The sequence below is a fragment of the Allobosea spartocytisi genome (assembly GCF_014764685.1).
Taxonomy (GTDB): Bacteria; Pseudomonadota; Alphaproteobacteria; order Rhizobiales; family Beijerinckiaceae; genus Allobosea; species Allobosea spartocytisi.
On sequence record NZ_JACXWY010000005.1, the window covers coordinates 204,767 to 217,198 of the forward strand.

The following is a 12,432-nucleotide window of genomic DNA, read 5'->3' on the forward strand; positions in this document are numbered from 1 at the left end:
TCGCTTCAGGAAAACAGCAGGGTCGACAGCTTCCGGCGTCCGCCCACGCTTGCCTCGTCCATCGGCCCCCAGGCCTCGAAGAACTGGAGGAGCTGCTTACGCGCGCCATCGTCGTTCCACTTCCTGTCGGCCTTGATGATGGCGATCAGATGGTCAACGGCCTCCTCGCGCTTGTCGCGCGCATTGAGCGCCAGCGCGAGATCGAAGCGCGCCTGATAGTCCTTCGGATCGGCGGCGACCTTCGCCTCGAGCTCGGCCGTGTCGCCGAGCGAGGCGGCCTGCTCGGCAAGCTCGATAGCGGCCCGCACGGCGGCGATCGCCTGGTCGCTCGCCTTCTCCTGCGGCGCCATGGCGAGGATGCCCTTGGCGCCCTCGATGTCGCCGGTGTCGAGATGCAGCCGCGAGAGGCCGGCGATGGCGCCGAGGTTCTCCGGCTCCAGCTGCAGGGCATGCCCGTAGAGCTCGCTCGCCCCGGCGGCATCGCCGGCCGCGAGCGCTTCCTGAGCGGCCGCGATCAGCTCCTCCGCCTCGCCCGGCCCGACCGGCCCGACAAGGCGCTCGATGAAGGCCTTCACCTGGCTTTCCGGCTGCGCGCCCATGAAACCGTCGATCGGCTGGCCCTGCTTGAAGGCGATGACGGCGGGAATCGACTGGATGCCGAGCTGGCCGGAGATCTGCGGGTGCTCGTCGATGTTCATCTTGACGAGCTTGACCTTGCCGCCGGCGGCCTTGACCGCCTTCTCGATGACGGGCGTCAGCTGCTTGCACGGCCCGCACCACGGCGCCCAGAAATCGACCAGCACCGGCTGCTGCATCGATTCGGCGATGACGTCCTGGCGGAAGCCCTGGGTGGTGGTGTCCTTGATCAGGCCGGGTTGCTCGGCCGCCTCGCCATTGACCAGCATGGGTCGCCCTTCGTGATGCCGTCGTTCCGACGTTCGGATTCGCGTGTTTTCAGCAATTGGCGGCCGCGACGCGGCCGCCCCTTAAATGGGGAGCTTTAGCCGTTCTGTCCATCGGGCGGCACCGGCAAATCGACGATCAGCGGCTCATGGCCGGTCTCGCGCAGGAAGGCGACGAGATCGTCCCGGCCGATGCGCAGGGTCGCGGTGTTGACCAGGGGATGGAAGTTGACCTCCTCGCCGGTCGTCAGATTGGCGTCGAGCACCATGGTCACCGCCCCTTCGCGATCATTGACGACGGCAAAGGCCGTGACCGAGCCCGGCGTGACGCCCAGCTTCTCCAGCAGCAATTCGGCCGAACCGAAGGACAGCCGGCCGCTGGCGCCCAGCGTCTCGTGCAAGCGCTTCAGGTCGATGCGTGCGTCGGATTTGGCCGAGACCAGGAAGAGCCGGCCCTTCTTGTCCTTCAGGAACAGGTTCTTGGTCTGCAATCCGATCATCATGTCGCGATGCGGCGCGGTCTCCGCCACCGTGAACACGGCCGGATGGTCGGTGCGGTGGAACGCGATGCCGCTCGCCGCGAGGCGCGCGCACAGCTCCGCATCGGTCAGAGGGATGATCTGGGACGTGGGAATCATGGCGGGGCGGGAAACCGTTTCAATCCGATCCGATCCGGCTCTAGACCATTTGAGGCGGCAGCGGAATCCGCATTTCCGGCAAGGACGGGCCGCGCCGCGCGCCGAGCCGTCTCCGGCCCGGAATCGACGGACCCCGCCCTCCGGCATTCCGAGGCGCGAAGCCGGTCCGCTGCGGGATTTATCGACAGGGGGCAAAAAAACTTTGCCGAAACGCTTGCACTCCGCAGCGCTTTGGGGCAATAACCCGGCCGCGCCGCCACGGCGTGACTGTCTCGGATGCGGGTGTAGCTCAGGGGTAGAGCACAACCTTGCCAAGGTTGGGGTCGAGGGTTCGAATCCCTTCGCCCGCTCCAGACAATCTCAAGGTTTGAGAAGCATGCAAGCGTCGGGTTTCCCGGCGCTTTTTGCTTTTTGGGCCTGAGGGTTTCGAGGTCGCTTCCGAAGGGCTCCGAAAGCCCGTGGTTACCTCGCGGTTACACGTTCGGCCCCATAGTCCTTCCCGGCCTTTCAGGCGCGCGCCCGCTGACCCCCACTGTTTGAAGCAATTTTCGTGGTGCCACCGCAGGAAATGGGGATGCGGATGGTCATGGGCTCGCGGCGGCGGTAGTGCTTGACCTGCCGGCTTGTAGAGCATGACTCGGAGCGGCCTTCCCCTGCGTTGCATCATGGCGGCCGCAAAAGAGCGCCTACCGATCATTTCGATGTGTGTGTTCGAATTTCTCTCGGTTCGCTAAACACCGCCGATCGCCGAATGCTACCGGGCGAGGTAGCAGCCCGATATGTCTCAAAATCAGCAGCGCCAGCTTTCGCGCCCCGCAGCGGCTTTTGCGATCAGCCCTCCAAAATGCGCTAGCGACGATTCGCCTCTGCGATCGACGAGCACCCCGACAAGGTTGGCCGCTGTCAAATCGAACTTGCTCACGACGCGGCGCATCCCCGGGAACTCAATTTCTTTGACGAGCTCTTGTCAGTTATCGCGAGAGCTCTGTTGTTTTTTTATGAGAGCTCCGAAAAAAATGCATTCGAGCTCTTGACGTAAATCCTCAGAGCTGTGCTTTATATTCTCGCGAGCTCACCCCTCGCCGGACTGAGCGACGGCGCTCTAACCCCGGCACCAACCCGAGCTCTCATGAGGAAAACTGAAAAATGAAGGTCTCCTTCCCGGCCATGAAAGGCGCTATTGGCCAGCGCGAATACTACTCCTGCATGATGAAGATGAGCGTCGTCCCGAAGATGTTCACCTTCCGCGACTGGGCGGAGTTCACGCCTGAGGAGCGCGAGCAGCGCATCCTTAACGAGAAACGCATCCCCCACATGGCGAAGTACATCCTTGACAACGAAGAGGGTTATCTGTTCTCGTCGATCACTGCTTCATATAAATGCGACGTAAACTTCAAGCCCATCGGGGGCGATGGGCTCGGCATGCTTGAAATGGACTTTCAAGACGCGGAATTCGTCATCAACGACGGCCAGCACCGCTGTGCAGCGATCGCCAAGGCTATCAAGGAAAACCCACAGCTCGGCGACGAGACGCTGTCGGTACTCCTGTTCCCATATGAGAACCGCGACCGCATGCAGCAGATGTTTTCCGACCTTAACCGGTACGGTCAGAACACGTCGAAGTCGCTCAATATCCTCTACGACAAGCGCGACCCGATGAGTCGCCTTACGCTCGATACCATTCGCCTGGTCGACGTATTCGACGGCATGGTTGACCGAGATGCCATCTCCATCGGCATCCGCTCGCCGAAGCTCTTCTCGCTGTCCTCGATCTATGAGGCCAACAATGAACTGCTGAAGTTCCGAGACATTGCCGGTCTCTCCGCCAACGATGACGAAGATAATGCTCCTCCCTCCGAACTGGCCGCGCTGTCGGTGACCTTCTGGAAGGCCGTGGCCGACTATATGCCTTCATGGCGCGCAGTGCGCGACGGAGGCATGAAGGCCATGGAACTGCGCCAGGAGAGCATCGCTTCCCACGCGACGATCCTCCGCGCCATCGGCTCGGCCGGTGCCGAACTGATGAAGGAATACCCGAACGACTGGAGCCAGCGCCTGGAAAAGCTGACCGACATCGACTGGCGCAAGTCCAACCCTGAGTGGGAAGGCGTCGTGGTTGTGGCCGGTTCGGTCGCGTCCAACCGCCAAGCGCGTCAGGCCACCAAGGCCTATGTCAAGCGCAAGCTGGGGCTCCCGCTCTCTGATGCTGAGGCAAAGTCGCTCACGACGGCCGATGACCTCATCGCTTCGAAAGCGGTGGCATGACCATGGGCTCGCGGGCACACAAGAGCGGCATGGTTCTCAATGAGGCGGATGCTGCAATCGCCAAGGCCATGCTGGCTCGTGGCGACCGTCAGCATGACATCGCGGCATGGTTCGGCGTGAACGGCGGCCGTATCGCCGAGATCGCCACTGGCCACACCTTCCACTGGGTAGAGCCGTATACCGGCGAGCTTCCGCCTCCTGGACCGTATCCTCGCGGCCGTGATGCAGTAGCCGCCCTTGAGGCCCTCGCGGTAGCGGAGCAGGCGCTCCACGCGGCGCGCGAAGCGGTCCTGCAGCACCAGTAACACCGAAGGCGCCGCGAGCTCATCCTGGGCGGCGCTTTCAACATATTGGTCAGGATCTCGGCGATCGTCGTGGTAGGGGGGCGGCGCGGCGGAGTCTCGCGCTCTCGACCTCAAGTTCTTTCATCTGCTTGACCTGATCCGATCTCAGGCTGCCGAACTCACGGCGCCAGCGGTAATTAGTAACTAACTTCCGTCATGCCGATCGAACGGATCGCCTCGGCAACGGATCGCCCCTGCGAGACCAGTACATTAATCTGCCGTAACTTCGCGATGTTCTCTTCGGGCTTATGCTGCTTCTTCGGCATTGTGGTCCTCTTGTCTGACATACTTCAAGGTGGGTCAATTAAACGGGAGTGGATCACGAATATGAAGGTAGAGATCGCCAAGCCAGCTGCCGACCGTCATCCAAACCTTCGCGCCGTTAAGCAAGTGACGTTGAAAGACGGCCCTCAGGTCCGTAAGATCGCCAAGATTACTGATATCCAGGATCAGCACTCCGGCGCCTTCCACCACGACACGCTGAGCCTGAAGACCTACAAGATGACGAAAGTGGCCTGCACGTTCGTGCAGGAGCGAAGCCTCAGTCTCGAAGGCGGCGAGATTACCAAACTCTCGGATTTCCTTCTAACGGCCCGCGGCGGAGACCTGCCGGATCGGGCCAGAAGCTTCCTGGTACTGGACGCTGGGCGTGACGCGCAGACGCTGCGACAACTGACCGAGCTTGGCGATAGTGCGAAGCTCGATGCGCTTGCCACCCTCATGCGCCAGGCGGCTTCAACGCCCGGCGTGCTGGCCAAGCTCGCGGCCAAGCTGTCGGAGGATCAGAGCTTCCTTGAGAAGGCCGCGACGGCGTTGAATTTGGAGGTCTATTGCAAGGCCGTCGCCGAGCTCAACGGGCTGATTGAGACGTCTGACAGGGAAGCCGATTTCCAGCGGCTGCTCGAAGCGAACCCCTGGATTTTCGGCAGCGAATACAGCGCGGTCCTTGATCGCCGGCGCTGGACACGCGACGAGCAGGTGGATTTCCTGACGAGGCGAACGACCAGCGGCGTTGTCGAACTCATCGAGATTAAGACGCCGATGCCGACGCAGCTCTTGTTCGTCCGTGACCGATCGCACAACACGCTCTACCCGTCAGCCGAGCTCTCTAAGGTGATCGCCCAATGTCAGAACTATCTGGAGAAGCTCGACCGGCAACGCGACGCCATCCTGGCCAACGACGAGGTGGACGTGACCAAGATCTGCGCGAAGGTCATAATTGGGCGCGATGGCGATGCTGAACAGCAGGCGGCGCTCAGGCGTCTCAATGGGCATCTGCATCGCATCCAGGTCATCACGTACGATGGGCTGCTCGCTATCGCCCGTCGCGTGCTCGCCTATCTTGAAGGCGGTTCTGCCTAAGGGTTTCGGCCGATGTAGTTGGCCATGTCTTCGAGCCGGTGCGACCAGAAGATGTAGACGTCCTTGTCGTCCTGCACGTGCAGCAGGTTGTCCTTCTTGAAGACGCCTTTCAGGACAGCGCAGGCCACGACATTGGCTGCGCCCAGGTCGCGATACCAGCTCGGCGCCTTGCCGCCGGTGTCAGCGACGACGCGCTTGAAGCTATTCACTTCGGAGTTCGAGACCTTGCACTCGATCAGCAGCAACCGCTGATCCGGCAGACGGACAACGACGTCCGCGCGATGGCCGACCACCTTGGTCTCGCCCATGAACGATCCAGGCGGCGGGGCATGTCCCATCGTCGTGATCGGCTTTCGGGGCACCTCCTTGAAACCGAGAGCGACGAGTTCCTCTTTGACGGTTTCTTCGAGCAGCTTGGCCGCGTTCCGGCGAATGGTTTGGACGCGCTGCGCGGCGAGCATGGCGGCGGTCGCCATGATCGCGTCCCGCACTTCGTCCTTAGTGGCGGCACGATTCTTCTCGATCCAGGGAAAGCGCTCCGGATCTATGTGCGACTTGAGGATCGCGGCGATGCGGGCGCCGTCGCCCCCCTTGGCGTCGAGGATTGCTTTCCTCGACAACTTGGCTTTCGCGACCGTCTTCAGGTCGTCCTGGCTGATTGGAGGCGCTGCGGTGTAAAGCAAGGCTCGACGGTGTTCGTCGCGGGCGATGATCTTGGCGAGGGCTTCTAGATCGAGCTTCTTGCCTAGGATTTCTGTCAACTGCGGGACGACGGCACCGAGGTCGATCCGTGCGCTGGCTACGTACTTGAGATAGAGGTCTCTCGGTGCCTTCGTCCGGTCAGCCCGGAACTCGTCTTTCGCCGTTCCTATGTCGGCGGTCAGCTCGTCTTTGTTCCAACGTTTCGGTCGCAAGGCCATGGAGGCGATCTAGCCTCGGAATTCTGATTCGTTCAACTTCCCGCGGCTCGAATTTTGTTAGACCTCCGGCGTAGGTCCTGCCGCCCTGCACGGTCACGTTCTCGCCAAGCCAGAGCGCGATCGCATCGAGCAGCGCGTCAGTCATCTGTTCCTTCGGATACAGGCCGTGAGCAATGTTGATATGCCGGGCGCCTACCCGATTTCTGACGAAGGCAGGAGCACGGCGAGCCATATAGGTGCAGAGGATCGGAGCGGCCTGTTTCAGGTTCACGCTCCACCAGACCCGGCGGTTCTTCGCTACATAACCATCGTGGACCCCCAGGTTCCTGAGAACCTTGAGATACTGCTCTACCGCCTTCTTCTCTTGGGCGGGAAGCCCGTCCAGGTCATTTGGCAGGTCGAGAAGGCTACGGAGGACCGAGACGTCGGAAAGCACCGCGCCGGCCTTGATTAGGTCCTTCGCCTTGGTGATCGTTGGATAGAAGAAGCGGCGAGGGAGGTGGGCGTTATGAATGCCCTCGATCCATGCAGCGTTGTTGCCTGTGACCTGGCCGCGATGGACGCGAAATAGTTCGCCGAGCTCCATCATGTCGTCGTTCCTGCGCGAGCGGTGTTGCTGGAGAAACTCCGACCACCGCGCCGTAGGCGTCGCGTCGGACCACGCGACGGGCTGTCCCGAACCCAGACCTAGCAGATCCTCAGCACTGGCTACCGCACGCATGTGGAGCACGTCCGGACGATTCCCGACACGGAACGTAGTGATGGCACCCGTCGTCATAGCCTCGGCGAACGGCTGCGCCTCAGCCGCGATCACGTGAACCGAAGTGCCGCCAAGCCCGTCCGCGAGCATGGCGCGGAGAGTCGAGCCATAATTAGTGTCCAGCCATTCCGACGAGGTGATAAAAGCGCCGTAGTCCCCGGGCTGGGCGATCTCGCGGGTTCGCAGGAAGAAATGCAGGTGCAATCCGGCGAGCTGCGACGCCTTGAAGCCGAGGCGGGAGGCCGTCGCGGAATACCAGGCCTTCCAGTGTGGCTCAATGTCGTGGTGCCGGACGTAGGGCGGGTTACCGATGAACAGCGTGGCGCCGGCCACCTTTGGCAGCTTGGTCTTCCGATAGTCCTCGACGCGAACTTCTAACCTGTCCGCAAACCCCAGGACGGCGGCTCGGGCGCGTGTCATGAGCGCGGCGAGCGGATCGATGTCGATGCCGAGCAGGCGCGCCTCCGGGAACGCGGCGGCAGCCGCGACAAGATAGGACCCGGACCCGCAGCCAGGATCGACCACCAGCGAGGGCGCCGCATTCTCGGATTTCGCCCAAGTGATCATCGTCTCGATAATCTTCGCAGGCGTGTAGACGGCGCCGAGCTCCCGACGCGCGATGCTGGAGCGAAGGCTCAGGAAGGCGTCGCCGAAGACGTCCTCGCCATTGGCGATCCGAGCGGAGGCTGTCGAGACAATCTCCTCGGAGACGACGCATCGATCTCGCACCAGAGCCCGCTCCTTGGCGGTCAACCGGCGAGAGTTCGCCATCCTCGCCGCGATCGCGGCGAGGGTTGTCTCCGATCCGATGATCATGACGCTACCCGGCTACTTCGGAGGATGCTTTTGATAAAGCGCCCACGCTTCCATAAACAGACGCTTAACGGTCACACCCCGCCGCTCCGCTTCGGCCTTCACAGCTTTCGCCGTTTCGGGATCGAGAGAGATCCCGACGATTTGCCGCTCTTGACGGCTTTTTCGCGAGTCTGTCTTTGCCATGTCTCAACCTTGTCGACTTGAGTCGACACATTCAACAGATTTTTTGCACACTTGGCAAGAGCGGAAACAGCTGCTCAACGGGCGACCCTGCCTCCTGTAGCGATTCGAATGTTCTTATTATGTTCTAATTTCGGATTCGACGCAACGGCAGTGCAACGCGGGTCGATAGGTTGCCGCTTACCCGGTCGAAGCATCATTCACGTGGCTGGCGAGCCTCCTGCTCTCGCTTGAGATCTTCAAGCGGGATGGCCACCTTCGCGAAATCGAGGTGGTACATGGGCATCTGCCAGTTGCCGCGAATGAGGCTGACATCGCCTTTGGTAATGCTTTCCGAGACCAGACCCGCGTCAAATAATGCCTTGAGCATCGCTTCGCAGGGTTCCTTAACTGCGTCCCAAGAAACGTCACCCTTAAATTCGATGGATCCCCATGTGTCTCTGAGGATTGCTAACCCCTTAGGACTGAAGGCGCCCGCTGCGGCAAGGGAGTTGACGAGCGAGAAAACGGGAGGGTCCCAGCTGCCGATCCGTCCCATCCCTCTCAGCGGAGTATGCCATTGCGGCTCCCCCTCGCCGTTGCTGACGACGTCGGCGTAAAGGGCCGCTTCTCGCCAGAACAATTCCGAATTGGGCATGATGTGTTCGAAATAATCGCCGTCCACAAAGTGCGAGCGGCGGTCGTAATCTATGTACTCCTGCAGCTCCGCAAGCGATGTTGGCTTCCACGTCTGGGCCTTGGCATAGATGCGCCTGGCAAGGTGATCGTAGAACCAGCGTATCATGGTCCCCACCCGCGAGGACACGACCTTGGCTGGGCAACGGATGATATCGACGAGGATCAGGATTTTGGCGCATTCCTCGATAGCTTGACCTTCAAGAATCTCCGCTTCCCGAGGATATTCCTTCAGCGTGTTAGTGGCCTCCATGAGAGAACGCGCGCTCGCATGGATCAAAGGTACGCCTTCGGCAATGAATGCGAGTCGCTTTTCCGTGGACATGTTACAAATCAGGCTTCCATAGCCCAGGCCGATGTCAGGGGCTTTTGGAGGCTTCGGCTTGGGCGCCTCGACTGCACGTACTTGATCGGACATTTTATTGCCCTCGGAGTAATCGGCGGAGCAGCCCTGGCGCCGGCTGTTTGCCCGAAATGGGATGCTGGGAACCAGAAACTCTGTGTGTCCGCCAATGGGACCACTAACGGCTAAGAATGGGTAATTGATCCGCCCTAAGCAGGCATAGTCGCACGCCATTTCGACGGGCCACCGAGCGACGAACCTGTTTCACTTGTCCACCAATAGCACTCGCACTACGGCTGTTGACCATACTCTGACGAAATTGATCGGCGGCGAGCTCGATGATCTCGACGTTGCCACTGTCATCCTCGCAGGCGACCAGAACCGCTTGGATTCGCTCCAGCATTTTGCTCTTGACGCCGAGTAACGTCGTGCGCGGCCCGCAGCATTTGATAACGGCCAAACCGTCCCGCCACCTCACCTCATTGGAGCGATCGGACAGCTTCTCAATCTGCAGCAATGCCGCAACGGCCTTTCCCATACGATGACCGTAAGCGTTGCCAGCTGCACCCGTTTCGCGGTCCTGCCCCATGATCAGCTTACCTCGTGGCTTCAGCCGAACGCATCAGCTCAAACGGCTCCGCGCCGATCGCCCTCGCGATCGCGATGTATTCGGCCACATCAAGCCGCCGTTCCTCGGTCTCGTATTTCGACACGAACGTCTGCCGGCGGCCGATACGGGCCGCGAGTTCGACCTGCGTGATACCGGCATCCTTGCGCGCCAGAATAAGCGCCTGGAGGAGGGCCTTATAGAGGTCGGGTTGCGTTGAAGCCAAAGCCGGCGCCTGAAACGGTGAAACCGGCCGACCAATGGAACCCTAATTTCGGATACCCCAAAACAGGGTATTCGATCATGCTGCACCCCGAAGTTGTGATTCGGGGGACGGCGCGTGAAGGAGCAGTACGTTGGCGACGTCAACGACTATCGGAAATATGCCCTCCTGCGGCTGCTCGGCCGATCTGGTCTGAGGCTCGGCGTCTGCTGGATGCTGACGCCGAATGATGGGCGCAGCGACGGCAACAAGCTCGGCTATCTCGATCAGTCGAAGCAGGAACGGCACGATCCCGAGCTGTTCGCGCTGCTGCGCCGAGTGCGGAACGAGCCCGACGCCCGCCGGCTGATCCTGATCGAAGGCAGCGAGATCCTGCCCAGAGCCGTCTTCGTCAACACCATCGTGCCCGAGACGCTGTTCGAACGACAGCTCTGGTTCAAGCAGGCGAGCGCGGCGCTAGCGGATGCCGATGTGATCTTTTTCGACCCCGACAACGGCGTCGAGGTCGGCTCAGTCGGCAAGGGCCGGCGCAACTCCTCGAAGTATATCTATCGCGACGAACTGGCCGCGACCTATCGCGCCGGTCACTCGCTGCTGGTCTATCAGCACTTCCAGCGCAAGGAGCGTGAAAGCTTCATCCGCGATGTTGCGGATGATCTGCGGCGAGTCGCTCCCGATGCCGAGATCTGGGCAATTCGAACCTCGCATGTCGTGTTCATGCTGGCGATCCAGTCACGACACCGGCCGTCTCTATCTCAAGCCGCTCATCACGTCCGCGAAACTGTCGATCCGAGTTTTCTGCACGCGCAGCTGACAGCGCCTGCAAGCCCATGATTGTGCGCGAATTTTCGACGTGTTTCGGTGCCGCTTTTTTGCCTGAGGAGCTTTCCGAATGAAACTCACCACCATTGCCGCTGCGCTGATCTCCGGCATCGCCCTATCTGGCTGCGTCGGCCTCGTCGACGCGCAGTCGAAATGCTCTGCGCAGTCCGCTTCGTACCTGACCATGTGGGATTGCATTCGCGGCCGCGTTGCCGCTGGAACCGCTGGCCAGATGAACAACGACCTCGGCGTTCGCTATCTCGCCGTCAGCGACCTGTTGGCGCAGAGCGTCCGTTCCGGCCAGATGAGCGATGCCGAGGCGAAGGCCCGGCTCGCGATCGAACTGGAGCGGGGTAACAGCGAATTCAATCGCCGTCAGGCTGCGTCGTCGCCTAACCTCACCCGCTGCACCAACACCAACGGGGTGGTGAACTGCCTGACATTCTGATCACGCGGCGCTGTCGTCGGAACCACCGTGACCTGGACTTGTTGCCAGCGAGAGTGGGGAAAGACGATGGCAGCGCACGCAGGCTCAAAGACCGTCATCTATTCCGCGCTCGCTGGCAATCTTCTGATCGCCCTTACCAAGTTCATCGCGGCAGTCTGGACCGGGAGCTCGGCGATCCTCTCGGAGGGAATCCATTCCCTCGTCGATACCGGCAACGGCGTGCTGCTCCTTTACGGCCTGAACCGAGCCGCGCGGCCGCCTGACCTGACCCACCCGTTCGGTCATGGGCGCGAACTTTACTTCTGGAGCTTCATCGTCGCGCTCTTGGTGTTCGCCGTGGGCGCCGGCGTATCGTTCTACGAAGGCGTTGCGCATATCATCGAGCCGCACCCCGCGACGAACCTTACCGTGAGCTATGTCGTGTTGGGGCTCTCGGTGCTGTTCGAAGGTTATTCCTGGCGAGTGGCGCTGAAGGAATTTCGTACCGCGAAGGGCGAACTCAGCTACTTCGCAGCCGTGCGACAGAGCAAGGACCCGAGCGTCTTTACCGTCCTATTCGAAGACACGGCAGCGCTGCTTGGCTTGGTTGTCGCATTCCTCGGTATCACGGCTGCAGCCTACTTCGATCGGCCCGAACTGGATGGCGTCGCGTCAATCCTCATCGGCGTTATCCTCGCGGCGACTGCCATCTTTCTCGCCCGCGAGTCGAAGGCGCTGCTGATGGGTGAAGCGGCTCTGCCCCATGTCCAAAAGGAGATCATGGCTGCAGTCAGCGGTGACCCCGACATTGAACGCGTCAATGGCATGACAACGGTCCATCTTGGCCCCGATCAGATCGTCGTGGCGCTCAGCCTGGAGTTCAAAGACGATCGGTCAACCGCCGACATCGAAGACTGCGTCGAGCGGATCGAAGCGAAGTTGAGAGAACGGCGCTCCGACATCGCATCCGTCTTCGTCAAGCCTCAGACTTCGGCAGTATGGCGCCAGCGGCGTGCTGAATTGGCTGACTAGAGCCGGCGGCACCGTACCATAGTACAGGTTCGGAACGACTTGCGATTGTCGTGCGGGTCCCTCCGACAATCACGCTCACCATAGGATTGTTGGGGGAGTTGCGAAGTATCTGCGCC

The 12,432-nt window shown here is 61.0% G+C and carries 14 protein-coding genes, 1 tRNA gene and 1 pseudogene; 7 read left to right on the forward strand and 9 right to left on the reverse strand.

What is annotated here, in order from left to right:
• Positions 1 to 5: 5 nt before the first annotated feature.
• Both trxA and IED13_RS10625 read right to left on the reverse strand, forming a co-directional pair.
• Positions 6 to 905, reverse strand: a complete 900-nt coding sequence (gene trxA / locus IED13_RS10620) for a thioredoxin (RefSeq protein WP_191124152.1) — start codon at positions 903 to 905, stop codon at positions 6 to 8.
• Between the two features lie 95 nt (positions 906 to 1,000).
• A complete protein-coding gene (locus IED13_RS10625) occupies positions 1,001 to 1,540 on the reverse strand; it encodes a prolyl-tRNA synthetase associated domain-containing protein (protein WP_185748010.1) in 540 nt (179 codons plus the stop codon).
• A gap of 278 nt (positions 1,541 to 1,818) precedes the next feature.
• Here IED13_RS10625 and IED13_RS10630 point away from each other — a divergent pair.
• The 3 genes from IED13_RS10630 to IED13_RS10640 all read left to right on the forward strand — a co-directional run bounded on the left by IED13_RS10630 (position 1,819) and on the right by IED13_RS10640 (position 4,110).
• A tRNA-Gly gene (locus tag IED13_RS10630) sits at positions 1,819 to 1,893 on the forward strand.
• A 793-nt stretch (positions 1,894 to 2,686) separates the two neighbouring features.
• On the forward strand, positions 2,687 to 3,805 hold the full coding sequence (dndB, locus tag IED13_RS10635) for a DNA sulfur modification protein DndB (protein ID WP_191124153.1): 1,119 nt from the start codon (positions 2,687 to 2,689) through the stop codon (positions 3,803 to 3,805).
• Positions 3,802 to 4,110 (forward strand): hypothetical protein, encoded by a 309-nt coding sequence (locus tag IED13_RS10640; RefSeq protein ID WP_248312536.1) that lies wholly within the window; start codon positions 3,802 to 3,804, stop codon positions 4,108 to 4,110. Before dndB ends, IED13_RS10640 begins: the two co-directional genes overlap by 4 nt.
• Positions 4,111 to 4,192: 82 nt before the next feature.
• Here the strand turns inward: IED13_RS10640 and IED13_RS28780 are convergent.
• Positions 4,193 to 4,415 (reverse strand): annotated as a pseudogene (locus tag IED13_RS28780) (transposase); the annotation flags it as partial.
• A gap of 61 nt (positions 4,416 to 4,476) precedes the next feature.
• On the opposite strand from IED13_RS28780, the gene IED13_RS10645 reads away from it, so the two are divergent.
• Entirely contained in the window at positions 4,477 to 5,511 is a 1,035-nt protein-coding gene (locus IED13_RS10645; protein ID WP_191124154.1) for a Shedu anti-phage system protein SduA domain-containing protein, read from the forward strand.
• On the opposite strand, the gene IED13_RS10650 is transcribed toward IED13_RS10645, so the two are convergent.
• The 6 genes from IED13_RS10650 to IED13_RS10675 all read right to left on the reverse strand — a co-directional run bounded on the left by IED13_RS10650 (position 5,508) and on the right by IED13_RS10675 (position 10,038).
• Positions 5,508 to 6,431, reverse strand: a complete 924-nt coding sequence (locus IED13_RS10650) for a XamI family restriction endonuclease (protein ID WP_191124155.1) — start codon at positions 6,429 to 6,431, stop codon at positions 5,508 to 5,510. The two genes, IED13_RS10645 and IED13_RS10650, sit on opposite strands and share 4 nt — an antisense overlap.
• Positions 6,352 to 8,007 carry an Eco57I restriction-modification methylase domain-containing protein gene (locus tag IED13_RS10655; RefSeq protein ID WP_191124156.1) on the reverse strand — a complete coding sequence of 552 codons (1,656 nt, stop codon included), beginning with the start codon at positions 8,005 to 8,007 and terminating at the stop codon, positions 6,352 to 6,354. The genes IED13_RS10650 and IED13_RS10655 overlap by 80 nt, the downstream gene beginning before the upstream one ends.
• Positions 8,008 to 8,019: 12 nt before the next feature.
• Positions 8,020 to 8,190 carry a hypothetical protein gene (locus tag IED13_RS10660; RefSeq protein ID WP_191124157.1) on the reverse strand — a complete coding sequence of 57 codons (171 nt, stop codon included), beginning with the start codon at positions 8,188 to 8,190 and terminating at the stop codon, positions 8,020 to 8,022.
• A gap of 193 nt (positions 8,191 to 8,383) precedes the next feature.
• Complete coding sequence (locus tag IED13_RS10665; RefSeq protein ID WP_191124158.1) at positions 8,384 to 9,280, reverse strand: hypothetical protein; 897 nt, start codon at positions 9,278 to 9,280, stop codon at positions 8,384 to 8,386.
• Between the two features lie 103 nt (positions 9,281 to 9,383).
• Positions 9,384 to 9,794 (reverse strand): hypothetical protein, encoded by a 411-nt coding sequence (locus tag IED13_RS10670; protein ID WP_191124159.1) that lies wholly within the window; start codon positions 9,792 to 9,794, stop codon positions 9,384 to 9,386.
• Positions 9,795 to 9,801: 7 nt separating this feature from the next.
• A complete protein-coding gene (locus IED13_RS10675) occupies positions 9,802 to 10,038 on the reverse strand; it encodes a helix-turn-helix domain-containing protein (RefSeq protein WP_191124160.1) in 237 nt (78 codons plus the stop codon).
• A 114-nt stretch (positions 10,039 to 10,152) separates the two neighbouring features.
• Here IED13_RS10675 and IED13_RS10680 point away from each other — a divergent pair, with 114 nt between their 5' ends.
• The 3 genes from IED13_RS10680 to IED13_RS10690 all read left to right on the forward strand — a co-directional run bounded on the left by IED13_RS10680 (position 10,153) and on the right by IED13_RS10690 (position 12,316).
• Positions 10,153 to 10,869, forward strand: a complete 717-nt coding sequence (locus IED13_RS10680; RefSeq protein ID WP_191124161.1) for a hypothetical protein — start codon at positions 10,153 to 10,155, stop codon at positions 10,867 to 10,869.
• A gap of 58 nt (positions 10,870 to 10,927) precedes the next feature.
• Positions 10,928 to 11,305 (forward strand): hypothetical protein, encoded by a 378-nt coding sequence (locus IED13_RS10685; RefSeq protein ID WP_191124162.1) that lies wholly within the window; start codon positions 10,928 to 10,930, stop codon positions 11,303 to 11,305.
• 66 nt (positions 11,306 to 11,371) lie between these two features.
• Positions 11,372 to 12,316 carry a cation diffusion facilitator family transporter gene (locus tag IED13_RS10690; protein WP_191124163.1) on the forward strand — a complete coding sequence of 315 codons (945 nt, stop codon included), beginning with the start codon at positions 11,372 to 11,374 and terminating at the stop codon, positions 12,314 to 12,316.
• The last annotated feature ends 116 nt before the right edge of the window (positions 12,317 to 12,432 follow it).